The organism is Streptomyces sp. RK9 (assembly GCF_045070545.1).
Classification (GTDB): domain Bacteria; phylum Actinomycetota; class Actinomycetes; order Streptomycetales; family Streptomycetaceae; genus Streptomyces; species Streptomyces alboflavus.
The window spans coordinates 2,063,803-2,089,477 of record NZ_CP173704.1 but is presented as its reverse complement, the minus strand read 5'-3'; the positions used below and the strand labels follow the sequence as shown (position 1 = coordinate 2,089,477).

Annotated in this window: 23 protein-coding genes and 1 riboswitch; of the genes, 13 read left to right on the top strand and 10 right to left on the bottom strand. The window is 73.6% G+C overall.

From position 1 onward, the window contains the following. Positions 1–27 precede the first annotated feature (27 nt). Together AB6L24_RS29655 and AB6L24_RS29650 are read right to left on the bottom strand one after the other, a co-directional pair. Positions 28–1,014, bottom strand: a complete 987-nt coding sequence (locus AB6L24_RS29655) for a decaprenyl-phosphate phosphoribosyltransferase (RefSeq protein ID WP_405660290.1) — start codon at positions 1,012–1,014, stop codon at positions 28–30. After that, positions 1,007–1,543, bottom strand: coding sequence for a phosphatase PAP2 family protein (locus AB6L24_RS29650; protein WP_405660288.1), 537 nt, complete (start codon positions 1,541–1,543; stop codon positions 1,007–1,009). Before AB6L24_RS29650 ends, AB6L24_RS29655 begins: the two co-directional genes overlap by 8 nt. Positions 1,544–1,713: 170 nt before the next feature. Here AB6L24_RS29650 and AB6L24_RS29645 point away from each other — a divergent pair, with 170 nt between their 5' ends. Then, positions 1,714–3,087: an FAD-binding protein gene (locus AB6L24_RS29645; RefSeq protein WP_405660285.1), complete on the top strand. Its 1,374-nt coding sequence runs from the start codon at positions 1,714–1,716 to the stop codon at positions 3,085–3,087. Positions 3,088–3,414: 327 nt separating this feature from the next. After that, the gene (locus tag AB6L24_RS29640) at positions 3,415–4,170 is read left to right on the top strand and encodes a decaprenylphospho-beta-D-erythro-pentofuranosid-2-ulose 2-reductase (RefSeq protein WP_405660283.1); all 756 of its coding nucleotides are present in this window, start codon (positions 3,415–3,417) and stop codon (positions 4,168–4,170) included. Between the two features lie 51 nt (positions 4,171–4,221). Here the strand turns inward: AB6L24_RS29640 and AB6L24_RS29635 are convergent, their stop codons facing one another. From AB6L24_RS29635 to trpS, 3 genes are all read right to left on the bottom strand, one after another. Then, complete coding sequence (locus AB6L24_RS29635) at positions 4,222–5,400, bottom strand: hypothetical protein (protein WP_405660281.1); 1,179 nt, start codon at positions 5,398–5,400, stop codon at positions 4,222–4,224. 92 nt (positions 5,401–5,492) lie between these two features. After that, a complete protein-coding gene (locus AB6L24_RS29630) occupies positions 5,493–6,074 on the bottom strand; it encodes a 2'-5' RNA ligase family protein (protein WP_405660279.1) in 582 nt (193 codons plus the stop codon). Between the two features lie 88 nt (positions 6,075–6,162). Beyond that, positions 6,163–7,200, bottom strand: a complete 1,038-nt coding sequence (gene trpS / locus AB6L24_RS29625; protein WP_405660278.1) for a tryptophan--tRNA ligase — start codon at positions 7,198–7,200, stop codon at positions 6,163–6,165. Between the two features lie 155 nt (positions 7,201–7,355). Here trpS and AB6L24_RS29620 point away from each other — a divergent pair, with 155 nt between their 5' ends. The 3 genes from AB6L24_RS29620 to AB6L24_RS29610 all read left to right on the top strand — a co-directional run bounded on the left by AB6L24_RS29620 (position 7,356) and on the right by AB6L24_RS29610 (position 9,797). Further along, positions 7,356–7,934 carry an RNA polymerase sigma factor gene (locus tag AB6L24_RS29620; RefSeq protein ID WP_405663414.1) on the top strand — a complete coding sequence of 193 codons (579 nt, stop codon included), beginning with the start codon at positions 7,356–7,358 and terminating at the stop codon, positions 7,932–7,934. A gap of 137 nt (positions 7,935–8,071) precedes the next feature. Beyond that, positions 8,072–8,995 carry a hypothetical protein gene (locus AB6L24_RS29615; RefSeq protein ID WP_405663411.1) on the top strand — a complete coding sequence of 308 codons (924 nt, stop codon included), beginning with the start codon at positions 8,072–8,074 and terminating at the stop codon, positions 8,993–8,995. Positions 8,996–9,098: 103 nt separating this feature from the next. After that, on the top strand, positions 9,099–9,797 hold the full coding sequence (locus AB6L24_RS29610) for a hypothetical protein (protein WP_405660275.1): 699 nt from the start codon (positions 9,099–9,101) through the stop codon (positions 9,795–9,797). A 69-nt stretch (positions 9,798–9,866) separates the two neighbouring features. On the opposite strand, the gene glyA is transcribed toward AB6L24_RS29610, so the two are convergent. After that, positions 9,867–11,174, bottom strand: coding sequence for a serine hydroxymethyltransferase (glyA, locus tag AB6L24_RS29605; RefSeq protein ID WP_405660273.1), 1,308 nt, complete (start codon positions 11,172–11,174; stop codon positions 9,867–9,869). Positions 11,175–11,214: 40 nt separating this feature from the next. Beyond that, positions 11,215–11,304: riboswitch (ZMP/ZTP riboswitch) on the bottom strand. A gap of 195 nt (positions 11,305–11,499) precedes the next feature. On the opposite strand from glyA, the gene rocD reads away from it, so the two are divergent. Continuing rightward, entirely contained in the window at positions 11,500–12,702 is a 1,203-nt protein-coding gene (gene rocD, locus AB6L24_RS29600) for an ornithine--oxo-acid transaminase (RefSeq protein ID WP_405660270.1), read from the top strand. 78 nt (positions 12,703–12,780) lie between these two features. Here the strand turns inward: rocD and AB6L24_RS29595 are convergent, their stop codons facing one another. Continuing rightward, positions 12,781–16,362 (bottom strand): AfsR/SARP family transcriptional regulator, encoded by a 3,582-nt coding sequence (locus AB6L24_RS29595; protein ID WP_405660268.1) that lies wholly within the window; start codon positions 16,360–16,362, stop codon positions 12,781–12,783. 311 nt (positions 16,363–16,673) lie between these two features. Here AB6L24_RS29595 and AB6L24_RS29590 point away from each other — a divergent pair, with 311 nt between their 5' ends. The 3 genes from AB6L24_RS29590 to AB6L24_RS29580 all read left to right on the top strand — a co-directional run bounded on the left by AB6L24_RS29590 (position 16,674) and on the right by AB6L24_RS29580 (position 18,787). Continuing rightward, positions 16,674–17,693: an NADP-dependent oxidoreductase gene (locus AB6L24_RS29590; protein WP_405660266.1), complete on the top strand. Its 1,020-nt coding sequence runs from the start codon at positions 16,674–16,676 to the stop codon at positions 17,691–17,693. Positions 17,694–17,695: 2 nt separating this feature from the next. Next, the gene (locus AB6L24_RS29585) at positions 17,696–18,355 is read left to right on the top strand and encodes an NAD(P)H oxidoreductase (protein WP_405660263.1); all 660 of its coding nucleotides are present in this window, start codon (positions 17,696–17,698) and stop codon (positions 18,353–18,355) included. Positions 18,356–18,451: 96 nt separating this feature from the next. Beyond that, complete coding sequence (locus tag AB6L24_RS29580) at positions 18,452–18,787, top strand: hypothetical protein (protein ID WP_405660262.1); 336 nt, start codon at positions 18,452–18,454, stop codon at positions 18,785–18,787. A gap of 63 nt (positions 18,788–18,850) precedes the next feature. On the opposite strand, the gene AB6L24_RS29575 is transcribed toward AB6L24_RS29580, so the two are convergent. Then, on the bottom strand, positions 18,851–19,414 hold the full coding sequence (locus AB6L24_RS29575; protein ID WP_405660260.1) for a DUF664 domain-containing protein: 564 nt from the start codon (positions 19,412–19,414) through the stop codon (positions 18,851–18,853). 112 nt (positions 19,415–19,526) lie between these two features. Here AB6L24_RS29575 and AB6L24_RS29570 point away from each other — a divergent pair, with 112 nt between their 5' ends. The 3 genes from AB6L24_RS29570 to AB6L24_RS29560 all read left to right on the top strand — a co-directional run bounded on the left by AB6L24_RS29570 (position 19,527) and on the right by AB6L24_RS29560 (position 23,503). Next, positions 19,527–22,031 (top strand): tetratricopeptide repeat protein, encoded by a 2,505-nt coding sequence (locus AB6L24_RS29570; protein ID WP_405660258.1) that lies wholly within the window; start codon positions 19,527–19,529, stop codon positions 22,029–22,031. 165 nt (positions 22,032–22,196) lie between these two features. Further along, positions 22,197–22,496 (top strand): DUF6506 family protein, encoded by a 300-nt coding sequence (locus AB6L24_RS29565; RefSeq protein WP_405660256.1) that lies wholly within the window; start codon positions 22,197–22,199, stop codon positions 22,494–22,496. Between the two features lie 149 nt (positions 22,497–22,645). Continuing rightward, entirely contained in the window at positions 22,646–23,503 is an 858-nt protein-coding gene (locus AB6L24_RS29560; protein ID WP_405660254.1) for an SAM-dependent methyltransferase, read from the top strand. A 76-nt stretch (positions 23,504–23,579) separates the two neighbouring features. Here AB6L24_RS29560 and AB6L24_RS29555 read toward each other — a convergent pair whose 3' ends face one another. Then, positions 23,580–24,521 carry an RNA polymerase sigma-70 factor gene (locus tag AB6L24_RS29555; protein WP_405660252.1) on the bottom strand — a complete coding sequence of 314 codons (942 nt, stop codon included), beginning with the start codon at positions 24,519–24,521 and terminating at the stop codon, positions 23,580–23,582. A 241-nt stretch (positions 24,522–24,762) separates the two neighbouring features. Here AB6L24_RS29555 and AB6L24_RS29550 point away from each other — a divergent pair, with 241 nt between their 5' ends. Further along, on the top strand, positions 24,763–25,266 hold the full coding sequence (locus AB6L24_RS29550) for a carboxymuconolactone decarboxylase family protein (RefSeq protein WP_405660250.1): 504 nt from the start codon (positions 24,763–24,765) through the stop codon (positions 25,264–25,266). Between the two features lie 3 nt (positions 25,267–25,269). Here the strand turns inward: AB6L24_RS29550 and AB6L24_RS29545 are convergent, their stop codons facing one another. Continuing rightward, positions 25,270–25,665 (bottom strand): RidA family protein, encoded by a 396-nt coding sequence (locus AB6L24_RS29545; protein WP_405660248.1) that lies wholly within the window; start codon positions 25,663–25,665, stop codon positions 25,270–25,272. Positions 25,666–25,675: the final 10 nt, after the last annotated feature.

The window sequence follows — 25,675 nt, the reverse complement described above, 5'->3', positions numbered from 1 at the left end:
CGCCCCGGCCCCGCGCCTGGACCGCCCTCACCAGTCCGCGACCGCGAACCCGTACATGGCGAGCCACACCAGGCCGATCAGGGCGAGCGCGCGGTCGCGCAGGACGACGTCCTCCGGCTCACCGGCCGTGCCGCGGTCGGCGAAGACGGCGTACCGCAGGATCGCGAGGATGAAGGCGACCATCGACAGCTGCCGCCACGGCAGCAGTCCGGTGCCCTCGATGCCGCCGCTCTCCATGGCCCACAGGCAGTACGCGAGCACCGCGACCCCGGCCGCGAGCTGCCAGACGAACCGCAGATAGCCGGTCGTGTACGAGGTGAGCAACGCGCGCGTCGCACCGAGCCTTTGGGGGCGTCCGGCCGCCGCCGCGGCCTCGGCGGCGCGCTCCATCTGCACCGCCTCGGAGTAGCGCTTGGCGGACACCATGAACAGCGCGCCGAAGCCGGTGGTGATCAGGAACCAGCGCGACAGCGGGATGCCGAGGGCGACCCCGCCGATCATCGCCCGCATCAGGAATCCGGTGGTGACGACGGCGAGGTCGACGACGAGGACGTGCTTGAGGCTGACGCAGTACGCGAGCTGCATCACGACGTACGCGCCGAGCAGGACCGCCGTGAGCGGGGTGCACAGGACGGCCGCGGCGGCGGGCGCGAGGGCGGCGAGCAGCCCGCCGACGGCGTACGCGACGGGCACCGGGACCTGGCCCGCGGCCACGGGGCGGCGGCACTTGGTGGGGTGGGCGCGGTCGGCGTCGGCGTCGCGGGCGTCGTTGATGAGGTAGACGGCGGCCGCGGCGGCCGTGAACAGGGCGAAGACCAGGGCGACCTGGGTCAGGGCGTGGCGCGAGAACAGCTCGCCCGCGGCCGCGGGGGCGGCGATGACCAGGACGTTCTTGACCCATTGGCGGGGCCGGGCGGTCTTCAGGAGGCCCAGTGGGAGCGCGCCGGGGCCCGGCTCGGGGCGGCCGGGGCCGAGGGGGGACGTGTGGTCGAGGACGGCGGCGCGGTCAGGCATGGGTGCGGACTCCCCTCAGGGTCGTGCCGGCGCGGGCGGTGAACGCGCCGAGGGCGGCGCCCGCCGCGACGTCCGACGGGTAGTGCACGCCGACGACCATGCGGGACACGCACATCGCGGCGGCGAGCGGCGGTACGAGGCGGGCTCCGGCCGGGCGCAGCGCGCCGTACGCGACGGCGGCGGCGACGGCCGACGTGGCGTGCGAGCTGGGGAAGGAGTGGCGGCCCGCGGTGCGCACCAGCGGCTCGACGTGGCCGGGCCGCGGGCGCCGCACGATCCGCTTCACGCCCATGCTGGCCAGGTGCGCCGCCGCGGTGAGCGCGGCGCCGCGCAGCCAGTCGGCGCGCCGCTCCCGGTCGAGCGCCGCGCCCGCGAGGCCCGCGGCCAGCCAGAGCGCGCCGTGCTCGCCGCTCCACGACAGGGCCCGGGCGGCGGCGGCCACGCGCGGGTCGCGCCCGCAGTCGCGCAGCGCGGCAAGCAGTCGAAGATCGACGGCACGCAGCAGCCGGAGATCGACGGCACGCGGCACCCCATCCCCTTCCTCCTCCACAATCCGCTTATTAATCACATATCGACTCTTCTACCAAAACCCTCAATAACTACGGCAATCTTTAATGACACTCCCTCAATCACCCATTTCGGTGAGGAGAACGACGGAGGTCAGCAACCCCTCCGATAACGGGCGATACGGTCACTGGCATGCCAGCCACCCAGCCCTCAGCCCCCGCGTCCGCCCCCGTCCCCCTCACCGGCTGGGGCAGGACCGCGCCCTCCGCCGCCCACGTGCTGCGCCCCCGCACGCACGAGGAGGCCGTGGCCGCGCTGCGCGTCTGTGCCGAGCGCGGCGGGATCGCGCGCGGGCTCGGGCGGGCGTACGGGGACGCCGCGCAGAACGCGGGCGGCGCGGTCCTGGACATGACGGGCCTGGATCGCGTGCACGTCATCGACGCGGACGCGGGCACGGTCGTGTGCGACGCGGGCGTCTCGCTGCACCGCCTGATGGAAGTGCTGCTGCCGCTCGGCTGGTTCGTGCCGGTGACCCCCGGCACCCGCTACGTCACCGTCGGCGGCGCGATCGGCGCCGACATCCACGGCAAGAACCACCACGTGTCCGGCTCCTTCGCCCGCCACGTCCGCTCCCTCGAACTCCTCACGGCCGACGGCACGGTACGCACCGTCGAGCCGGGCAGTCCCCTCTTCGACGCGACGGCCGGCGGCATGGGCCTGACCGGCGTCATCCTGTCCGCGACCCTCAAGCTCCACCCCGTCGAGACGTCCCTGATGGCCGTCGACACCGAACGCGCCGCCGACCTAGACGACTTGATGGCCCGCCTCACCGCCACGGACCACCGCTACCGCTACTCCGTCGCCTGGATCGACCTGCTCGCCCGGGGCGCCGCGACCGGCCGCGCGGTCCTCACCCGCGGCGACCACGCCCCCCTCGACGCCCTCCCCGCCCGCGCCCGCTCCGCCCCCCTCGCCTTCCGCCCCCGGCAGCTTCCCGCCGCGCCCCGCTTCGTCCCCGAAGGGCTCCTCGGGCGGCGGTCGGTGGGCCTCTTCAACGAGCTCTGGTACCGCAAGGCTCCCCGCGCCCGGCACGGGCAGCTCCAGAAGCTCTCCGCCTTCTTCCACCCGCTGGACGGCGTCCCGCACTGGAACCGGGTCTACGGCCCCGGCGGCTTCATCCAGTACCAATTCGTCGTCGGTTACGGCGCCGAGGAGGCCCTGCGCCGCATCGTCCACCGGATCTCCGCTCACCGGTGTCCGTCCTTCCTCGCCGTCCTCAAGCGCTTCGGCGACGCCGATCCGGGCTGGCTCTCCTTCCCCATGCCGGGCTGGACCCTGGCCCTCGACATCCCCGCGAACCTGCCCGGCCTCGCGGCCCTCCTGGACGAGCTCGACACGGAGGTCGCGACCGCGGGCGGCCGCATCTACCTCGCCAAGGACTCCCGTCTCCGCCCCGACGCCCTCACCGCGATGTACCCCCGCCTCCCCGACTTCCGCACCCTCCGCCAGTCCCTCGACCCCACGTCCCTCTTCCGCTCCGACCTCTCCCGCCGCCTGACCCTCTGACCCCCTGGGGGCTCCGCCCCCAGACCCCCATTTCCCACCCACCCGCCCGAACCAGGCCGACACCAGGCAGTCGGCACTTCACCCCCGCGAAGGACTTCCAGCCCGTCCAGCACCGTCCCACCCCATCCCGGCGAAGGATTTTCAGCCCGTCCGGCGATTGAGGACGAGGCGCGAAGCGCCGATTCGGCGGAGGACCGTCCCACCCGCCACGGGACACCCACCCCCGGGGCCCAGGGGCGGAGCCCCGGTTTCGGGAAGGGGCGGGACTGGGGAAAGCCCCGCAGGGCCACCGACCCGCACCCGACACCCACCCCCCAAGGACCCCCCATGAAAGACGCCTTCGGCACCCCCCAGTCCCTCCTGATCCTCGGCGGCACGTCCGAAATCGCCCTGGCCACAGCCACCCGCCTGGCAACCCGCAGAACCCGGAAGATCTGGCTGGCAGGCCGCCCCTCCCCCGCCTTGGAGAAGGCGGCCCAACACCTCCGCGACCTGGGCGCGGACACCACGACGATCCCCTTCGACGCCCTGGACGCGGAGTCCCACGCCTCCACCCTCGCCCCCCTCTTCGCAGCGAACGACATCGACATGGTCCTCCTGGCGTTCGGCATCCTGGGCGACCAGGCGAAGGACGAGGACAACCCGCTGGCGGCGGTGAAGGTGGCACAGACGAACTACACGGGGGCGGTCTCGGCGGGCCTGGTCTGCGCCCGCGCCCTCCAGACGCAGGGCCACGGCTCCCTGGTGGTCCTGTCCTCCGTGGCGGGAGAACGCGCCCGCAGGGCCAACTTCATCTACGGCTCCAGCAAGGCGGGCCTGGACGCCTTCGCCCAGGGCCTGGGCGACGCCCTGCACGGCACGGGCGTGCACGTCATGGTCGTACGCCCCGGATTCGTACGGTCGAAGATGACGGCGGGCCTGGAGGAGGCACCGATGGCGACGACGCCGGACGCGGTGGCGGAGGCCATCGAGACGGGCCTGCGCCGCCGCTCGGAGACGGTGTGGGTCCCGGGGGCGCTGCGCGTGGTGATGTCGGCGCTGCGCCACGTACCGCGCCCGGTCTTCCGCCGCCTACCGGTCTGAGACCTCACGCCCGAAGAACGCCCGAAGGGCCGCCCGAGGAACAACCCCGCCTCAGGGCTCGTACACAGCCACCACGGGCAGCACCAACGGATTCCCGCTCCGCATCACGTACACCTTCCCGCCGCCCACGAACCGCTTCGTCCCGGGCACCCGCGCCACCCCCTCGAACCACAACTGCTGCTTGCCGCCGGAGGTGACCGCGCCGGTGGCGGGCAGCCGCTGCCAGGGGACCTTGCGGCAGGAGCCGTCCGCGGTACGGAAGCGGTGGCGTTCGAAGAGGAGGCCGCCCGCGCCGTCGTGCGCGACGGGCGGCCGGGACAGGCAGGGGTCGGTGTCGGCGTCCGGCTCCTGCCGCCAGCGGGCGCCGTCCCAGCGGAGCAGGACGCGCTCGGTGGACGGCCCGGTCGGCGTCTCGCCGTGGTCGAAGGAGTGCGCGCCGTACGCCCACACCTCGTCGCGGGACACGGCGAGCACCCCGTCGAGGGAGGCGCCGGGCCCGGGCGGGACGGGGTCGGGGAAGCGGAAGGCGGGCGTCGGCGTGAGCTTCCAGGCGCGGGCGCGGGCGTCCCAGCGCATGGCGGCGGGCTGCGTCTTCTCGCCCCCGGCGCCGCCCACGCCGGGCCCGCTGTCGCGGTACCCGACGGCCCACACGTGGTCCCCGGAGCTCCCGTCGAGCCGGTTGGCGACGGCGGGCAGCGCGGTGGTGGTCCAGCGGGCGCCGTCCCAGTGCACGGCCCTTCCGCCGGCGAGCGCCCAGACGTCGTCGGGCGCGAACGCCCTGAGGCTGCCGACGGCACCCTCGACGGGCGGCTTCGGGACGGCGCGCCAGCGGGTGCCGTCCCAGCGGGCGATGCGGGAGCCGCCCGCGGGGGCGACGCCGTGGAGCCACACGTTGTCGGGCCCGGACGCGTCGAGCCGGGGCTGGGAGACGCGTCCGCCGAGTGCGGCGGGCAGCGGGGTGCGCCGCCACTTGGTGCCGTCGTGGCGCAGGAGGTAGGGGGCGGGCCGGGCCACGCCCTGGTCGGTGCCCACGGCCCAGATGTCGTCGTCGGCCGCTGCCGCGACGGCCTCCACCGTGCCTGCGGCCCGCTCGTCGATGTGGACGATCTTCCAGGAGCCCTTGCCGGAGCCGGGGCCGCCGGGGGCGCGCGAGCGGTCCGCGTCGCCCGCGGAGCCACCGCCGTCCCCGCCGCATCCGGCCAGGAGCAGCACCCCGGCGATCGCGCTCACCACGGCTCTGTACGCCTTCACCGAAGCCCCCCGTCCGGCACCACTCGGGTCCTTCCGGGTCGCTCCCCGGTGTCCTCCCGAGCCCCGCCCGGTCAGCGGGCGGGCAGCGTACCCCGCTCGGCGGGGGCGCCCGCCTGCGGGGGAACCGTCGTCCCTCCGAAGACGAATTCGCGCAGCTTGCGCCAGACGCCGTCGGCGCCCTGCTCGTACAGCGCGAAGCCGGTGCAGGGCCACTCGGCCTCGTACTCGGCGAGCTCTTCGTACGCCCGGTCCATGGCTTCTTCGGCGATGCCGTGGGCGACGGTGACATGCGGGTGGTACGGGAACTGCAGTTCCCGTACGAGCGGACCCGAGGTGTCGCGGACTCTCTCCTGGAGCCACGAGCAGGCCGAGCCGCCCTCGACGACCTGTACGAACACAACGGGCGACAGCGGCCGGAAGGTTCCCGTCCCGGAGAGCCGCATCGGGAACGGCCGCCCGGCGGCGGCGACCGCCGTCAGGTGGTCCTCGATGGCGGGCAGCGCCCCGGACTCCACCTCGGTCGGCGGCACCAGCGTGACGTGCGTGGGGATGCCGTGGGCTGCGGGGTCCCCGAAGCCGGCGCGCAGCTCCTGGAGCAGGCTGCCGTGTGGCTCCGGGACCGCGATCGACACACCGATCGTTACGGTCCCCACGTCGTACTCCTGTCGTCGTGTGGTGGGCAGGGGTCGCCGCCGTGCCGGACGGCGGGGTCGTGCTCGGTCGGGTCGCTCCGGGTGGAGCTCAGTGCTTGGCGGGCAGGAAGCCCACCCTGTCGTACGCCTGGGCCAGGGTCTCCGCCGCGACGGCACGAGCCTTCTCCGCGCCCTTGGCCAGGATCGAGTCGAGCGTCTCCGGGTCGTCCAGGTACTCCTGGGTGCGGTCCCGGAAGGGGGTCACGAACTCGACCATGACCTCGGCGAGGTCGGTCTTCAGCGCACCGTAGCCCTTGCCGGTGTACTTCTGCTCAAGTTCCGCGATACCGGTGCCCGTGAGCGTGGAGTAAATGGTCAGGAGGTTGCTGACGCCCGGCTTGTCCACGGGGTCGTACTTGATCACCGTGTCGGTGTCGGTGACCGCGCTCTTGACCTTCTTCGCGGTGGCCTTGGGCTCGTCGAGCAGGTTGACGAGGCCCTTCGGCGTGGACGCCGACTTGCTCATCTTGATCGCCGGGTCCTGCAGGTCGTAGATCTTCGCCGTCTCCTTGAGGATGTACGGCGAGGGGACCTTGAACGTCTGTCCGAAGCGGCCGTTGAAGCGCTCGGCGAGGTCCCGGGTCAGCTCGATGTGCTGGCGCTGGTCCTCGCCGACCGGCACCTCGTTGGCCTGGTAGAGCAGGATGTCCGCGACCTGGAGGACCGGGTACGTGAACAGGCCCACCGAAGCGCGATCGGCGCCCTGCTTGGCCGACTTGTCCTTGAACTGCGTCATGCGGCTGGCCTCGCCGAAGCCGGTGAGGCAGTTCATGACCCAGGCGAGCTGGGCGTGCTCGGGGACGTGGCTCTGGACGAACAGCGTGCAGCGCTCGGGGTCGAGCCCGGCGGCGAGGAGCTGGGCGGCGGCGAGGCGGGTGTTCGCGCGCAGCTCGGCCGGGTCCTGCGGGACCGTGATCGCGTGCAGGTCCACGACCATGTAGAAGGCGTCGTGGGACTCCTGGAGGGCCACCCACTGGCGGACCGCGCCCAGGTAGTTGCCGAGGTGGAACGAGCCTGCGGTGGGCTGGATTCCGGAGAGCACACGGGGACGTTCGCCGGAGGTCGAGCGGGGACGTTCAGAGGCCATGCTCAGCATTCTCTCAGGTGTCGCCCGTTGGTCGGGAACTGGTGCGTGACGGGTGGGAACCGATTCGGTCCGGGCGGTGTACCAAGAGTGTGGGTGCACGGGGGAAGGCTCTTCGGGAGGCTCCGGGGAGCCCTGGGAGACCGGAGGGGCGGGCGCTGGAGGGGGACGGCATCGGCGTCGACGAGGCGGCGGTCATCGCACGGGTGCGCGCCGGCGAGCCGGAGGCGTACGCCGAGCTGGTGCGCGCCTTCACGGGCGTGGCGCTGCGCGCGGCGGCGGCCCTCGGCGCGGGCCCGGACGCCGAGGACGTGGTGCAGCAGTCCTTCTTCAAGGCCTATTGCGCGCTGGGGCGGTTCCGGGACGGCTCGGCGTTCAAGCCGTGGCTGCTCGCGATCGTCGCCAATGAGACGAGGAACACAGTGCGTTCGGCGGCGCGACAGCGCTCGGTGGCGGGCCGCGAGGCCGCGCTGACGGAGCCCGAGCCACTGATAGCGGAGTCGGCGGACCCGGCCGTGGCGGCCCTGGAGCGGGAGCGCAGGGCGGCACTCCTGACCGCCCTCGACCGCCTGGGCGAGGTCCACCGCCTGGTCGTGACGTACCGCTATCTCCTGGAGATGGACGAGACGGAGACGGCCCAGGCCCTGGGCTGGCCGAGGGGCACGGTGAAGTCCCGGCTGAACCGGGCCCTGCGCAAGCTGGAGCGACTCCTTCCGGAAGGGGGTGAGGGGAGGTGAGGGGTGTGGATGACGCGGGCGAGGCGGAGGGCGCGGGCAGCGCGGGTGACGGCATGAGCGGCGAGGGTGGCATGGCTGGTGCGGGCGGCGCGGAGGACGCGGAGGGCGCGGACGGCGCGGGCAGCGCGAGTGACGGCATGAGCGGCGAGGGTGGCAAGGACGGCATGGCTGGTGCGGGCGGCGCGGAGGGCGCGGGGCGTTCCGGGGGCGCGGGGCTGCCTGCGGAGCTGCGGGCGCTGGGGCGTTCGCTGGACCGGCACGCGGGCGAGGAGACGATGGTCGAGCGGGTCCTCGCGCAGATATGGGCGGAGGGCGCCGGGGTGCCCGCGCCCGAGCCGCCGGGCCGGGGCGAGCGGATCCGTGAGGGCCTGCGGCGCGCGCGGCGGGGGCTGCGGGCCCGGTGGCGGGCGGTCGTCGCGTCCGTGTGCGGCCTGCTGACCGTGCTCGCGCTGACGCCTCCCGTGCGGGCGGCGGTCTTCGACTGGTTCGACTTCGGCGGGGTCGAGGTGCGGTACGACCCGTCGCCGCCGCCGTCCGGCGCGCCCGTGCCGGGGTGCGGCACGCCGTCGGTCTCGCTTGCGCGGGCCGAGCGGGAGGCCGGGTTCCGGCCGGTCGTGCCGGGGGCGCTCGGGGAGCCGGACGCCGTGGTGGTGACGCGGGAGCCCGCGGGGCGTTCCCTGATCACGCTGTGCTGGCGCGCGGACGGCGGGACGGTCCGGCTCGATCAGTTCCCGGCCCCGCTGGACCCGGGCTTCACGAAGCTGGTGCCGGGCATGCCCGAGTGGATCGACCTCGGCCGCGGCACGGCCCTGTGGTTCGCCCGCCCGCACCGCCTTGAGCTGTGGCTCCTGGACCCGGACGGCGGCAGTTGGAAGCGGGCGGTGCGGCCCGCGGGCCCGACGCTGCTGTGGACGGACGACCGGCGGCTGACGCTGCGGCTCGAAGGGGTGGCGTCGAAGGCGCGGGCGGTGCAGATCGCGAAGTCCGTGCCGGAGAGCGGTGCGGGAACGGGGCCCGGGGAGGGGTCGGGTTCCGGGGCAGGGACGGGTTCCGGGAATTAGTTCGGATCGGGTGGCCGTGGAGTGGAACCCGCGGGGGCCGGGCGGTGTACCAGAAGTGAGGCGGCACGGAGGGGCCGTGCCGGGGAGCCGCAGGGGGTCGGACATGCGAACGGCAAGGGGACTGACCGGGCTGGCCGCGGCGCTGGCCGTGGTGCTGCTGTGCGCGCCGTGGGCGGCGGCGGGCGGGCCGACGAGCGTGCTGCTCACATCGCCGGAGAGCGCCGAGACGGCGTCGTTGTACAGAGAGGGGAAGAGGTATGCCGAGCTGGAGACCCTGCTCGGCCCCACGGCCAAGGGCGAGCGCGAGCAGCCCCCGGGCCTGAGCCTCGGCGCCACCCGCCAGATCAACGTGACCTGGCTGGTGCACGACGTGCGGCCGTGGCGCGTGGACCGGGTGTATCCGGAGCCGTCGGCGGCGAAGGACGCGGCGATATGGATCCACACGTCGACGGACCCGCGGACGATGAACGGATACTGGCACAGGTCCCCGGACCCGTCGGCCCTGCGTTCCCTCCTGAAGGACCTGGGCCTGATGGGCAGGCTGTCGGAGCGCGATCACGCGGGGATCCGCCCGAGCGAGGCGGCGCCGGCGGTGCCCGAGAGCCCGGCACCGGCCCGGGCGGCGGCCCCGGACGCAGACGGCGCGGGCGGCCGGGCCTCCGGCGCCGGGGACGACTCGGGCTGGCACTGGGCGATACCGAGCGCGGCGGCGGGGGCGGCGGCGGGAGCCGCCGTGATGTACCGCCTCCGCCGCCGCGACCACGGGGAGGAGCCCCCGCGCCAGGAACTGCTCGACGCCTGAGCCGTCCGCGCCCAGAGCCGTCCCCCGCCAGGAGCCGTCCCCCGCCCGGAGCCGTCCGCGCCGGACCGGTCAGGCCGTGGGCAGGCCCGGGGCCGGGAAGGCGGCCATCAGCTCGGCGACCTCGCCGCGGATCTTCAGGAGGGCGTCCTCGTCGCCGGTCCCGGCGGCGCGGACCCCGCGGTCGATCCAGTCGGCGACGGCGGCCATGTGCTCGGTGCCGAGTCCGCGGGACGTCAGGGAGGGGGTGCCGATGCGGACGCCGGAGGGGTCGAACGGCTTCCGGGGGTCGTAGGGGACGGTGTTGTAGTTGACCACGATCCCGGCGCGGTCGAGGGCCTTCGCGGCGACCTTGCCGGGGACGTCCTTGGGGGTGAGGTCCATCAGGACGAGGTGGTTGTCGGTGCCGCCGGAGACGAGGTCGAAGCCGCGGGCGAGGAGGGCTTCGGCGAGGGCCTTGGCGTTGGCGACGACGGCGTGGGCGTAGCCGCGGAAGGAGGGTTGGGCGGCTTCGTGGAGGGCGACGGCGATGGCGGCGGTGGTCTGGTTGTGGGGGCCGCCCTGGAGGCCGGGGAAGACGGCCTTGTCGATGGCCTTGGCGTGTTCCTCGCGGGCCAGGAGCATGGCGCCGCGGGGGCCGCGCAGGGTCTTGTGGGTGGTCGTGGAGATCACGTCGGCGTGCGGCACGGGTGAGGGGTGGGCGCCGCCGGCGACGAGTCCGGCGATGTGGGCGATGTCGGCGACGAGGACGGCCCCGGACTCGCGGGCGATCTCGGCGAAGGCGGCGAAGTCGATGGTGCGGGGCAGGGCGGTGCCGCCGCAGAAGATCAGCTTGGGCCGTTCCTTGAGGGCGAGTTCGCGGACGGCGTCGAAGTCGACGAGGCCGGTGTCCTGCCGCACGGCGTACTGCACGCCGCGGAACCACTTGCCGGTGGCGGAGACGCCCCAGCCGTGGGTGAGGTGGCCGCCCATCGGCAGGGCCATGCCCATGACGGTGTCGCCGGGCTCGGCGAAGGCGAGGTAGACGGCGAGGTTGGCCGGGGAGCCGGAGTAGGGCTGGACGTTGGCGTGGTCGGTGCCGAAGAGGGCCTTGGCGCGGGCGACGGCGAGGCGCTCGACCTGGTCGATGTTCTGCTGGCCCTCGTAGTAGCGGCGGCCCGGGTAGCCCTCGCTGTACTTGTTCTGCAGGACGGTGCCGGAGGCTTCGAGGACGGCGGTGGAGACGTAGTTCTCGCTGGGGATCAGGCGGAGGGTGTCGGCCTGGAGGCGTTCCTCGGCGGTGACGAGGGCGGCGAGTTCGGGGTCGGTGGCGGTGAGGGCGGGGTGCTGGCGGGCAGCGGTCCGGTGGGCTGCGGTCTCTTGGGCAGGGGGCTGCGTCATGGCGTCCTCCGGGGCGAGCGGTGAGTGTCCGGTCGTGGTCCCGGGGTGCCCAGGCGGACGGCACCTCGAAGGCTTGCCTCGCACGGCTCCCTCAGGGTCGTTTCCCTGCGCGCCAGTCGCCGTGCTGTGAAAAACCAGCCTATCGGGCACTCCACTGTGTCGTGGTCCTTCGGCCGTGCCCTTCGTTGAGGATGCGAGCGACGATAGGACAGGACACGTACCTGTCCTGTCAGGTCCTGTCCCGTACCGGAAGAACGCGCACCGCGCCGTGAACAGCCGGAAGAAAGCGCACAACGACGTGCGCACGCGAGAAACGGAGCCCCCCGTGACTGCTACGGAAGACCTCATCGCCTCGGCCGAAGCGCACAGTGCGCACAACTACCACCCGCTGCCCCTCGTGGTCGCCTCGGCGGAGGGCGCGTGGATGACGGACGTGGAGGGCCGTCGCTATCTGGACATGCTCGCCGGGTACTCGGCGCTGAACTTCGGGCACGGCAACCGCCGTCTGATCGAGGCGGCCAAGGAGCAGCTGGAGCGGGTGACGCTGACGTCGCGGGCGTTCCACCACGACCGGTTCGCGGAGTTCTGCACGCGCCTGGCCGAGCTGTGCGGCAAGGAGATGGTGCTGCCGATGAACACGGGCGCGGAGGCCGTGGAGACGGCGGTGAAGACGGCCCGGAAGTGGGGGTACCGGATCAAGGGGGTGCCGGACGGCCGGGCCAGGATCGTGGTGGCGAGCGACAACTTCCACGGCCGTACGACGACGATCGTCAGCTTCTCCACGGACCCGGAGGCCCACGCGGACTACGGCCCGTACACGCCGGGTTTCGACATCGTGCCGTACGGCGATCTGGACGCCCTGCGCGAGGCGGTCACGGACGACACGGTGGCGGTGCTCATCGAGCCGATCCAGGGCGAGGCGGGGGTCCTTGTGCCGCCGCCCGGCTATCTCCCCGGGGTCAGGGAGCTGACCAGCGACTACAACATCCTGTTCATCGCGGACGAGATCCAGTCGGGGCTCGGCAGGACGGGCCGGACGTTCGCGTGCGACCACGAGGGCGTGGTGCCGGACATGTACGTCCTCGGCAAGGCGCTCGGCGGCGGGGTGGTGCCGGTGTCGGCGGTGGTGGCGGACGCGGACGTGCTCGGGGTGTTCCGGCCGGGTGAGCACGGGTCGACGTTCGGCGGGAACCCGCTGGCGTGCGCGGTGGCCCTGGAGGTCGTCGCGATGCTGAACACCGGCGAGTTCCAGCAGCGGGCGACGGAGCTGGGCGACCATCTGCACGCCGAGCTGCGCCTCCTCGTGGGCTCCGGCAAGGTCACGCAGGTGCGCGGGCGCGGCCTGTGGGCGGGCGTCGACATCGACCCGGCGCACGGCACGGGCCGGGAGATCTCCGAGAGGCTGATGGACCTCGGGGTCCTGGTGAAGGACACGCACGGTTCGACGATCCGGATCGCGCCGCCGCTGGTGATCAGCAAGGAGGACCTGGACTGGGGGCTCGACCAGCTGCGGGCGGTGCTCGGCTAGTCGCGGCGCGGGTCGGCGGGTGGGGGCTCGCGGTCCGGGCGGCCCCCACCTCACCCCTCGGGGCGCCCGGGGACGGGGCTACCCGGCGGGCTCCGCGGTGGCCTTCTCGTACGCGGCCTCGTAGGCGGACTCGTACGCGGTCTCGAAGGCGGCCGGGCCGAGGGCCGTGCGGGAGCGGGTGGTGGCGCGGTCGACGTCGGTGCGTTCGGCCGGGGGCAGCGGGGAGTCCTCGGCGGCGCGCAGGGCGGCGGCCTCGCCGAGGAGGGCGGCGGCGTGGAGGTGGTCGCCGGCCAGGGAGCGGGCGCCCGCGAGGCCTTCGAGGGCGAGGGCCACGGCCCGGTCGTCGCCGGTGCCGCCGGCCACGTCCAGGCCCTCGCGGTGCAGGGCCTCGGCGCGCGGGGCGTCGCCGCGCTGCTCGGCGACGTAGCCGAGCTGGGCGAGGATCAGCGCGTTGCCGGAGTCGACGCCGAAGCGGCGGTTGAAGTCGAGCCAGCGCAGCAGGTGGTGTTCGGCGGTGTCGAGGTCGCCGCGGCGGCGGGCGCCGAGGGCGAGGCCCACCTCGGCGAACTGCTGCGCGGGCCGGTGGGACTGGCGGACGGCGATGCGGGCGGCCCGTTCGTGGTACGCGGTGGCGCGGGTGTCGTCGCCGGTGAGGAGGGCGAGGCGGCCGAGGCGGGACAGGCGGAAGGAGACGTCGATCCAGAGTTCGAGCTCTTCGGCGATGGCCATGCCCTCGTGCTGGAGGCGGGCGGCCTCGTCGTAGTCGGCGGCGATCTCGGCGAGGATGCCGAGCTGTTCGGAGGACTGCAACTGGCCCCAGCGGTCGCCGAGTTCCGCGAAGAGGGCGGCGCTGCGGGTGGCGTCGGCGCGGAGGGCGGGGAGGTCGCCCGAGTACATGGCGCGGGTGGCGCGGACGCTGAGGGTCGCGGCCTCGCCCCAGTGGTCGCCCGCGGCGCGGAACTCGTCGAGGAGCGCGTCGACGCGGGCCGCCTCCCGCTCGGTGCGTTCGAAGCCGCAGCGGGCGAAGGCGAGCAGCCAGCGGGAGCGGGGGTCGGCGGGGCCTTCCTCGGGGGTGCAGTCCGCGCCGTACGCGCAGGTGTCCTCGCCGGTGAGGAGGCTGAAGGCGCCGAGGGCGGCGGAGGCGGTGGCTCGGGCGCCGTGTGGGGTGCGGCCTCCGTGCGGAGTGCTGTCGCCGTGTGGGGTGCGGCCTCCGTGCGGAGTGCTGTCGCCGTGTGGGGTGCCGTCTCCGCGCCGGATGCCCTCTCCGTGCCCGGTGTCCTCCGGGTGCGGGCGCAGGGCGAGGCGGAGCCAGCGTTGGGCCTCGCTGAGGCGGCCGCGCAGGAACCAGTACCAGGTCAGGGAGTTGACCAGGCGGAAGGTGAGGGCCGGGTCGGGGCGGCTGGTGGACCAGTCGAGGGCGGCGCGGAGGTTGACCGTCTCGGCGTCCAGGCGGCGCAGCCGGCGGTGCTGGTCGGGGCCCGTGAGGGCGGGGGCGGCGCGTTCGGCGAGGTCGGCGTAGTGGAGGGCGTGGCGGTGGCGCAGGTCGGCCGACTCGCCTGCCTCCGCGAGGCGTTCGAGGCTGTAGGCGGTGACGGACTCCAGCATGCGGTGGCGGAGGGTGCCGTCGGGGGCGGGGGCCGCGGGGGTGAGCAGGGAGCGGTCGGCCAGGCGGGTCACCAGGTCGAGGACGGAGGTGTCCGTGGCGTCGGGCGGGGTGGTGGCGCGCTTGCCCCCGGCGTCCACCTCTTCGCCGAGGACGGCTTCCGCCTCGTCGCCGAGCACCGCCTCCGCTTCGCCGAGGACCGCCTCCGCGCTCTCCAGGGTGAAGCCGCCCGAGAACACGGCGAGTCGGCGCAGGGCCCGGCGTTCCGGGGGCGTGAGGAGTTCCCAGCTCCAGTCGATCATCGCGCGCAGGGTGCGCTGGCGGGCCGGGGCGTCGCGGCGGACCTGGTTGAGGAGGCGGAAGCGGTCGTGCAGGCGGTCGGCGAGGGCGTGCACGCCGAGGGTGCGGACGCGGGTCGCGGCCAGTTCGACGGCCAGGGGGATGCCGTCCAGGCGGCGGCAGATGAGGGCTGCCGCCTCGCGGTTGTCGTCGGTCAGGGTGAAGTCGGGGGTGGTGGCCCGGGCTCGTTCCGCGAAGAGGTGGAGGGCCTCGTCCTCGGGGAGGGGGGCCACGGGTTCCAGGGTTTCGGCGGTCAGGGCCAGGGGTTCTTGGCTGGTGGTGAGGATGTGGAGGTGGGGGGCGGTGCGGAGGAGGTGGGTCACCAGGTCGGCCACGGGGTCGAGCAGGTGCTCGCAGTTGTCGAGGACGAGCAGGGCGTGGCGTTGCGCCAGCGCTTGAGCCAGAGAGTCACCTTTCGGTGGGACGGCTTGCGTCGGCCGTCCTTCGGCCTCGTCCTCGAACGCCGGACGGGCTGAAACGTCCTCGGACGTCGGGTGGGCCGACATGGCCTGCTGGGCCGAGATGTCCTCGCGGATGCCCAGCGCCGCCGCCACCGTCTCCGCCACGCCGTCCTTCGTTCCCGCGAGTTCCACCAGCCAGGCGCCGTCCGGGAGTTCGTCGGCGTGGTCGGCGAGGAGGGTGCGGGCCGCCTCCAGGGCCAGGCGGGTCTTGCCGACGCCGCCGGGGCCTGTCAGGGTCACCAGGCGCGTGGAGCGGACCAGGTCGCGTACGCGGGCCACCTCGGCGTCGCGGCCGATGAGGTCCGTGACGCGGGCGGGGAGGTTCGTGCGCGGCTGGGCCGGGGGTGCGGGGGGCCGAGGGCCAGGTGCGGGTGCGGACGCGCGTGCTGGTGCGGACGCGCGTGCGGGTGCGGGCGGCGGTGGGGGTGCCAGGCTCGGGTCCTGGCGGAGGATCGCCTCGTGCAGGGCCGTGATGTCCGGGCCCGGGTCGATGCCCAGGTCGTCGGCCAGGCGGTGGCGCAGGTCGTGGTACGCGTCCAGGGCCTCGGTGGGGCGTCCGGCGCGGTAGAGGGCGCGCATGTGGGTCGCGCGGAGGCGTTCGCGCAGGGGCTCTCGGGTGACCAGGTCGGCCAGTTCGTCGGCCAGGAGGGTGTGTTCGCCCAGGGTCAGGCGGAGTTCGGCCAGGGTCTCCGTCGCGGTGAGGCGTTGTTCCTCCAGGCGGGCGGCTGCGGCCTGGGCGAAGTCCGCGTCGCGGAAGTCGGCGTAGGCGGGGCCTCGCCAGAGGGACAGGGCTGTGGTCAGGAGTGACGCTTTGGTACGGGGGTCCGTGCTGTTGGCGTCCGGCTCGCCGGCCCCCGGCCCGGTCCCGCCTCCGGTCCGGGCCCCGGTCCCGCCTCCAGTCCCGGCCCCGGTCCCGTACGCCTGCGTGGTCAGGGACACGAAGCGGTCCGCGTCCGTCGCGTCGCCGGTCACCGCGAGGCGGTAGCCCGCCGGGCCGTGGGTCACCAGGTCGCGGCCTCCCGGGGCGCCTGCGGCCAGGGCTCGGCGGAGTTGGGAGATCTTGGTCTGGAGGGAGTTGGTGGGGTTGGACGGGGGGCGGGTGCCCCACAGGGCGTCCACGAGGGTGTCCACGGGGGTGGGGTGGCCGCCGCGTACGAGCAGGGCGGCCAGGAGGGTGCGGACCTTCGCCTCCGGGACGGGGACGGCCGTCCCGTCCTCCGTGCGCACCGCCAGGGGGCCCAGCACCTCGAATCGCATGGGGTAACCGTATGTGGGCCTCGCGGGGCGCCCCAGGCCCGCCCCTTTCCCGAAACCGGGGGCCGCCGCCCCCGGGCCCCCGCCCGTTCTCATGGGGCTTCGCCCCTCTCCCCCCTGTCGGCCTTCGGCCTCGTCCTCAAACGCCGGACGGGCTGACATGGTCGCGCCCTCCGACACCGGGCTAGACGGCTGATCCGCCCCCGTGCGTGAACCATCAGCGTTCCGTGCGCGCCCCCAGCCACTCTCTTCCTTGTCACCGCAACACAGCGGAGACACCAAGCCACCACAGGCCAACACCTCAGGAGCCCGCCATGCCGCAGTCCCGCGAAATTCGTCTCGCCGCCCGCCCCAGCGGTGAGCCCGTTCTCTCCGACTTCCAGCTCGCCACCGCCGAGCTGCCGGACGCTCCGGGGGCGGGGCGGATCCTGGTCCGGAACACGTGGATGTCGGTCGACCCGTACATGCGGGGGCGGATGGACGACGTGCCCTCGTACATCCCGCCGTTCGAGCTGGGGGCGCCGCTGGAGGGCGGGGCGATCGGTGAGGTCGTCGCTTCGGGTGCCCCGGAGGTGCCGGTCGGGGCGACGGTCTCGCACTTCGCCGGGTGGCGTGAGTACGCCGTGCTGGACGCCGCCGCCGTGACGGTGGTGGACACGGGGATCGCCCCGGCGTCCGCCTACCTCGGGCCGCTCGGCACGACCGGGCTCACGGCGTACGCGGCGCTGACCCGGACCGCGCCCGTCAAGAAGGGGGACGTCGTGTTCGTGTCGGCCGCCGCCGGCGCGGTGGGCAGTGTCGCCGGGCAGGTGGCCCGTGCGCTCGGCGCCTCCCGGGTGATCGGCTCCGCGGGCGGTCCGGCGAAGACGAAGAAGCTGCTCGACACCTTCGGGTACGACGCGGCGATCGACTACCGCCAGGGCGGCCTGGCCGAGCAGCTCGCCGAGGCCGCGCCCGAAGGCATCGACGTCTACCTCGACAACGTAGGCGGCGACCACCTCCAGGCCGCGATCGGCGCCCTGCGCCCGCAGGCCCGGGTCGCCATGGTCGGCGCCATCAGCACGTACAACGCGACCACCCCCGTCCCCGGACCCGACAACCTCTTCCACGCCGCGAAGCAGGAGGCGAGCCTGCGCGGCATGCTGGTCACCAGCCACCTGGACCTGTTCCCGGAGTGGATCGGCGAGGCCGTGCGGCTGCGCGGCGAAGGGCTGCTGCGCACGGAGGAGACCGTCGTCGACGGCATCGAGCAGGCGCCGGAGGCCTTCCTCGGGGTGCTGCGCGGCGCCAACACCGGCAAGATGCTGGTCCGTCTCGACGGAGAGGCCAAGTAGTCATGACGACGCCCCAGGCCGGGACCCCGCAGGCCGACCCCGCGTCCAAGGCCACCCGCTCCAAGGCCGACCGCTCCAAGGCCCCCCGCTCCAAGGTCCTCCTCGTCACCGGCCACCCCCGCCCCGACTCCCTCACCGCCCAGCTCGTCCGCCACGCCCGCGAACGCCTCACCGCCGAGGGCCACACCGTCGACCTCCTCGACCTCGACGCCGAGGGCTTCGACCCCCGGATGACCCCCGCCGACGAGCCGGACTGGGCCGACCCGCAGAAGGAGTACACGCCCGAGGTCCGCGCCCACATGCGGCGCATCGAGGAGGCGGACGCGATCGTGGTCGTCTTCCCGCTCTGGTGGTTCGGTCTGCCCGCGCTGCTCAAGGGCTGGATCGACCGGGTGTGGAACCACGGCTTCGCGTACGGCAGCCGGAAGAAGCTCCTCGCCCGCAAGCGGATGCTGTGGCTCGGCCTGGTCAGCTACGACCAAGCGCGGTTCGCGGAGCTCGGCTTCGAGGACTCGGTCAGGCTGACGCTCGGCAAGGGCATCTCCCAGTTCTGCGGGATGGCGCCGGAGCGGGTCGCGGTCCGGTACGTGTACGAGTCGCTGAGCGCGGGCGAGGGGGCGTTCAAGACGCTGGACGGGGCGCTCGACGAGCTGCTCCCCTGAAGGAAGCGCGGCGGGGGCGTGCGAGGCGCGGCACCGGCGCGACACGCCCCCGTGCTCCCTGGTGCCACCCGCCCCCGTCAGGAACCGTTGATGTTCATGACGACCACGCACGCCTCGAAAACCGCCCGCGCGGCCCTGGCCCTCGGTGCCGCCCTCGCCCTCTTCGCCGCACTGCCCACCAGCACCGCGCACGCGGCCACCGGCACGTTCTTCTACCACTCGGTCCAGGCGGGCGACCTGGAGATGGAGAACCCGGCCGACGGAGAGTGCCGCCTGCTCATCCAGGGCGGCGCGACCTCGGCCAAGAACGGCACGAACGCCAGGGCCACGGTGTACAACGACCACGGCTGCGAGGAGGTCCGGACCGTCCTGAACCCCGGGCAGGCGACGACCTTCAGCGGGGCGCTCCCGCACAGCGTGCAGTTCGGCTAGCGGGCCCGGGGCCCTGAGGATCAGCCCGGGGCCCCTGAGGATCGGCTCGGAAACCGCTCGGGGCTACTGCCCCACCCTCCCGTCCACGCACTCCCGCAGCAGGTCCGCGTGGCCGCAGTGCCGGGCGTACTCCTCGATCCGGTGGACCATCAGTTCCCGGATCGAGGTGCCGTTCTTCAGGCGCTCCCCCAGGTCCGGGCGGGCGGCGAGCGCGGCGTCCGTCGCGGCCTGTTCGCGCTCCAGGTCGGCGTACGCGGCGTCCACCATTGCCTGGTCGGCGACGGCGCCCTCGAAGTCGGCGTCCTTCTTGCCGTACAGCTTCGGGATCGACTCGCCCTCGATCCAGCCGCGCCAGTCCAGCTCGACCTCGGCGAGGTGCCGGACCAGGCCGAGGAGGGACATCGTCGAGGGCGGGACGGAACGGCGGGCCAGCTGCTCGGGGGCCAGGCCCTCGCACTTCATGCGCAGGGTGATGCGATAGCCCGACAGGAAGTCGAGGAGCGTGGGCAGTTCGCCGTCCGGGCTGGGGCCGTCACTCTCACGGGGGTCATTGTCCGGATCCGTCCACATGTCGGGGTAGACGGTCGCCTCGGTCCATCGCGCGGGTTGGTCGCTCATGCGCCTCATGGTCGTGCGCGGGGCGCGGGCACGCCACTGCTTTACGCCCGGCGCCCGGTTCGGCAAGGAGCCGTCCCCGTGGGCCCCCGGATGGCAGCATGGCGCTGGTGGAGGTGGGCGCATGGCCGGGGCGGGGCGGCGGGGGCGGTCGCGGGGCGAGCTGATCCGGGAGCGCACGCGGGCGCGGTTCGTGGGGCGGCGGGCGCAGGTGTCGCTGTTCACGGAGAACCTGACGAAGGACCCGGCGTCGGCGGGAGACCCGGCGGACTTCCTGTTCCATGTGCGCGGCGTCGGGGGCGTGGGCAAGTCGACGCTGCTCCGGCAGTGGCAGGAGGCGGCCCGGCGGGCGGGCGCGGTCACCGCCGTGGTGGACGAGAACGACGTGCACGGGGTGCCGCAGGCACTGGCGGAACTGGCCCGGCACCTCGCCGAACAGGCGGGCCCGCTCAAGGAGTTCGACAAGGCTGCGGAGCAGTACCGCAAGGAGCAGGAGGCGGCGGCCGCGGAGTCGCTGCTGCTCGCCGAGGGGACCGTGGGGGCCGCCGCCGACGCGTCCACGTCGAGCCGTGTGGTCACGCAGGCCGCGCTCGGGGCTGCGGCCCTGATCCCCGGGGTCGGTGCGGCGGCGGCGATGGCGGACTCGGGCGCGACGGCCCAGGCTCTGGACAGGCTGCGTGCGGGGGTACGGGACCGGGGGCGCCGGGGCCGCGGGGCGGACGCGAGCGGGCTCGCGCGGGCGTTCGTCGGCGAGTTGGACCGGCTGTCCGGCAAGTACCCGTGGGTGGTGCTGTTCTTCGACACCTGGGAGCAGACGGGGCGTTTCCTGGACGGGTGGCTGCTCGACCTGCTCCAGGACGCGTTCGGGCCGCTGCCGACGAACGTGATCGTGGTCCTCGCCGGACGGGACGAGCTGGCCGAACGCCCGTGGGCGCCGCTGCGCTCCCACGTGACGGACGTACCCCTTGAGGTCTTCACGGAGACGGAGACCCGGGCGCTCCTGGCCGCACGCGGCGTGACCGAGCCGGACGTCGTGGACGCCGTCCTGCACCTGTCCCTCGGCCTGCCGCTCCTCGTCGAACTCCTCGCCCTGGCCCGGCCGCAGAGCGCGGCCGACGTGAGCGCGGACGCGGACGTCGTGGACGCCGCCGTCGAGCGCTTCGTCCAGTGGATCCACGACCCGGCCGAACGGGACGCCGTCCTGGCCTGCGCCCTCGCGCCCCGCCTGAACGAGGACGTGTTCACGGCGGCGGTGCCGCAGGAGGCGCGGGGGCTGTGGGGCTGGCTGTGCGGGCAGCCGTTCGTGAGCGGGCACGGGGACTTCAAGCAGTTCCACGCGGTGGTGCGGGCGAGCATGGTGCGGCAGCAGCGGGTGCATTCGCCGCAGCGGTGGGTCCAGGCTCATATGGGGCTGGCCGCGGCGCACGCCGCTTGGCGCGGGGCCATCGAGGAGAGCCTGCCGGACGCGAACAGGTGGGACGACGCCCGATGGCTCCGGCATGTCCTCGACCAGATGTACCACGAGCTGTGTGCCAAGCCCTCGGCCACACTGACGGTCGCGCTGTCGGTGGCCGTGCACTTCGCCGACGAAGAACTGGCGGTGCTGCGGCAGTGGGCCGACGCCTTCCGGCAGGCGGCCCGGGACACGGCCGACCCCGACCTGCTGACCTGGTCCGACACGCTCCACGCCGCGCTCTCCGGGCAGGAACCCGTGCCGGACTTCCTCACCGCCGTGCTGGCCCACAAGCCCCTGAGTGCCCGGACCCGAAGCCTGGCGCACGGCTACCGGGGCTGGATCCTCATGGTCGCCGAGCGCGACGAGGAGGCGCTCCCCGACCTCGATCGCGCCCTCGCGCTCGACCCGCACAGCATTCTCGGCCGGCTGCTCCGCGCCGAGGTCAGGCGCAGGCTCCGCCGCTACGACGAAGCCGTCGAGGACTTCAGCGCGGTCATCGACCACGGGGCCGCCAGGCCCTTCGCCTGGGCCCTGCGCGGTGCGGCCCATCGCGCCGCCGGTCGGTACGAGGACGCCATCCGCGACTACACCGCCTCCCTCGAGTTCGACCCCCCTTATTCCGGCGCCCTCTACTTCCGAGGCAGCGCCCACCGGCAGACTTGTCAGTACGACGAGGCCATCCGCGACCTCACGGCCGCGCTCGCGGCCAACGCCGACCACGCCCAGTCCCTCGCCGTGCGCGGCGTCGCCCACCGGCAGGCCGGGAACCTGCCGAAGGCGCGGGAGGATCTGTCCAGGGCCGCCGGCCGCGCCGATGCCGAGAGCAAGGTCGGCGGCGTCTACCTCCCCTTCGAACTGGCCATGTTGGACACGGTCGAGTCAGGCCTCGAATCCTGCCGCCACCAGTGGGTGGACCTGCTCGCCCCGGAGGCGCCGGAGCCGACCGCGATCAAGTTCCGCGACATCTTCCGGGCACTGGTCCTCGAACCCGTCACCGAGCTGACCCCCGTGACCGAGGCCTTCCTCGCCACCGACCCGGACCAGCCCACCCGCACCAACCTCCTCCTCTACCTCACCGAACTCTTCGCCGTGGGCGGCGACCTCGCCGACCGCGCCCGCCGCTGCCACCACCTCCTCACCACCACCGAGCCGCCCACCCCCGTGGCCGACTAGAGCGGGTCCGGCGGCCCATGCGCAGGCGGGCCGCGTTGCGGTGCCCGGACGGTGCGGGCATCCGGAGTGCGGCGTAGATCACTCACGGCTTGGCTCCGTTCCGGGCCGTTCCCGCCCCGGCTCTGCTTGGCTGGTGGCTCTGACGATCACAGGAGGTCGATACGCATGGCGCTCACACACTGGGGGTTCATCTACACGGCGGACGGCAGCGCGGCGGGTGGCGATGTCAGCGTCGTGGACACGGGTGCGTGCCGCAGTGTGTTCGTCGGGGTGGAGAAGCCCGAGGAGGGCATCGAGGCCGCGCGCCGCCTGGTGGACGAGGGCGTGCAGCTGATTGAACTGTGCGGGGGATTCGGGCCGGTATGGGCCGGGCGTGTGATCGAGGCGATCAACGGCGCAGTCCCCGTGGGCACGGTCGGCTACGGACCCGAAGCGGTCGATCAGGTGCACGCGATCTTCTCGTGAATCCCGTCGAGCAGGCTTGAACCCGGGACAGGCCACCCGATCCGTCGGGCAGGACCTGGGCACTCTTGATCAACTCCAGCAGGAGCGCCCACGCTTGCAGCAGCAGCCGCCACCGCAGCGGCCCGGCGAGATCCGAGGAGAGAGCGCGCATGCCCGAGAACCACAGCGACGACACCACCCTGGCCGACAACGAGACCGCCACCCGCACCTATTACGAATCCACCGACGTGGACCGCTTCTACGACATCGTCTGGGGCGGCGAGGACATCCACACCGGCATCTACGACCACGACACGGAGCCCGTCGCCGACGCCTCGCGCCGGACCGTCGAGCGGCTGGCCGACCGGCTCGCGGACCGCCTCTCCCCCGGCCGGAAGGTCCTCGACCTGGGCTCCGGCTACGGCGGCACCGCCCGCTACCTGGCCGACCGCTTCGGGTGCGACGTCGTCGCGCTCAATCTCAGCGAGGCTCAGAACGACCGCCATCGCGCGGCCAACGCGAAGCGGGGCCTGGACGGTCTGATCGAGGTGGTGACGGGGTCGTTCCACGAAGTGCCGTACGGGGACGGGCACTTCGACGCCGTGTGCTCCCTGGAGGCGTTCTGCCACAGCGGCGACCGCTCCCGCGTCCTCGGCGAAGCCGCGCGCGTGCTCAAGCCCGGCGGCGCCCTCGCGTTCACCGACATCATGGCCGCCGAGGGCACCCCCGCCGAGACCCTGCACCCGGTGGTCTCGCGCCTCGGCGTGGACGCCCTCGCCACGCCCGCGTTCTACCTGGACACCCTCGCCGAACTGGGCCTGGACCCCGTCGAGTTCGCCGACCACACGCCCCACATCGCCCGGCACTACGTCCGCCTGACCGCCGACACCCGGGCCCGCGAGGCCGACCTGCGTGCCGCCATCAGCCCCGCGTACGTCGACGGCCTGCTCGCCAACCTCCCCCTGTGGGTCGACGCCACCCGCGCCGACCGCCTGCGCTGGGGCATCTTCCACGGCCGCCGGGTTTGAGAGGCCCCGGGCCTGGCGACTGCCGGGCCTGACCGCTGCCCCCGCCTGACCACCGCCGGGCCGCCCCCGTCACCGCTCAACGGCCCACCGCCGTCTCCCGGTCCATGCGCGACAGCTTCTCCGGGTTGCGGACGGCGTAGAGCCCGGTGATGAGACCGTCCTCGACGCGGACCGCGAGGACGGTCTCGGGCTCGTCGCCCGTGCGCAGGATGAGGGCCGGTTGGCCGTTGACCTGGGCAGGCCGGAAGGTCGCGGACGTGAGCCTGCTCAGGACGTCGGCGACCGCTTCGGCTCCCACGACGGGCTCAAGGGCGGCTCGTACGACGCCGCCGCCGTCGGTCAGGAGCACGACGTCCGGGGCGATCATGTCGAGCAGGCGCCGCAGGTCACCCGTTTCGACGGCCTGCTGGAAAGCCGCGAGCGCGTTGCGGGTCTGGGCCGGGGAGACGGCCTCGCGGGGTCGGCGGGCCGCGACGTGGGCGCGTGCGCGGTGGGCGATCTGCCGGACGGCGGCGGGGTTCTTGTCGACGGCCCGCGCGATCTCGTCGTACCCGAGGTCGAAGACGTCGCGCAGGACGAACACGGCCCGTTCGGTCGGGGAGAGCGTCTCCAGGACGAGCAGCATCGCCATGGAGACGCTGTCGGCCAGTTCGACGTCCTCGGCGACGTCGGGCGCGGTGAGGAGGGGTTCGGGCAGCCAGGGTCCGACGTAGGACTCCTTGCGGCGGCGCAGCGTGCGCAGCCGGGTCAGCGCCTGGCGTGTGGTGACGCGGACCAGGAAGGCGCGCGCGTCCCGCACCGTGGTGTGGTCGACGTCCGCCCAGCGCAGCCAGGTCTCCTGGAGGACGTCCTCGGCGTCGGCGGCGGAGCCGAGCATTTCGTAGGCGACGGTGAACAGCAGGTTCCGGTGGGAGACGAACGCCTCGGTGGCGGCGTCCGTCTCCCCGGGGCGAGGCCTGTGCCCGGAGCGAGGGCCCCGCCCCGTCGTGCCGGTGACCTGCTCGCTGTGCTCGCCCATCGTGGCTCCCGCCTGTCGCGTCGTTCGACCGTGTCGCGCACAAGACGCCGCTCCCCACGTTCTTGTGACAGGGAAACCCGGCTTGTGACAGGGACACCCCCGTGGCCCTCGTCACACCACCGGCCTGTCACAGCTCCACGGCGACCGGCGCCTTATGGGCGTCAGGACGCTGGATGAGCGTCAGGACGCCGTGCGGACGACGATCCGCGCGGCACCCGATTCCACGAGCGAGGACGTTGCCATGGAACCCCGTACGACCACGGAACCCCGTATGAACCTGTTCGCCCACGAGATCGGCGCCAAGATCGGCAAGCGGATCTACGCCGTCAGCCAGGTGATCCAGGAGTCGCCGCTGCCCAAGCCGACCCAGGAGCTGGTGCAGCTGCGGGCCAGCCAGATCAACGGCTGCGGATTCTGCGTCGACATCCACAGCAAGGATGCGGCGGCCGCCGGTGAGGCCCAGGCCCGGCTGCACCTGGTCGCCGCGTGGCGCCACGCCAGCGTGTTCACCGAGGCCGAGCGGGCCGCCCTGGCCCTCACCGAGGAGGGCACGCGCATCATCGACGGCCACGGAGGCGTCTCCGACGCCACCTGGGCCCAGGTGCGCGAGCACTACGACGACGACCAGGCCGTCGCGCTGGTCTCCCTGATCGCGATGATCAACGCGACCAACCGGCTCGGCGTGATCCTCGACAACCGGGGTGGCGCGTACGAGCCCGGCAGTCTGGCCACAGTCGCCGTCTGAGCGTCACGCGACGGCGGTCCCCTCCAGCTCGACGAGCAGCGTGGGGATCGCCAGTCGCGTCACGCCGAGCATCGTGGTGGTCGGGGCGACGCGGGCCGCGCCGAGGCGTGCCGCGAGGACGCCGTAGTGCTGGAAGAGCAGGTCGACGTCGGTGGTGTGGACGTTGAGCCGGACCAGGTTCGCGAGAGACATCTCCGCCTCGGCGAGCACGGCCTCCAAGTTGTCGAGGCTGAGCGCCAGTTGGGCCGCCATGTCGCCGTCGTGCTGCGGCTTGCCGTCGTCGCTCATCGCCGTCTGCCCGGATATGTAGAGGGTGCGGGTCTCTCCGGTGACGACCTCCCCTTGGTTGAATCCCATGTCCACCGACCACGTGACCGGGTTGATCGCGGTTCGCTCCATCGCCTCATCA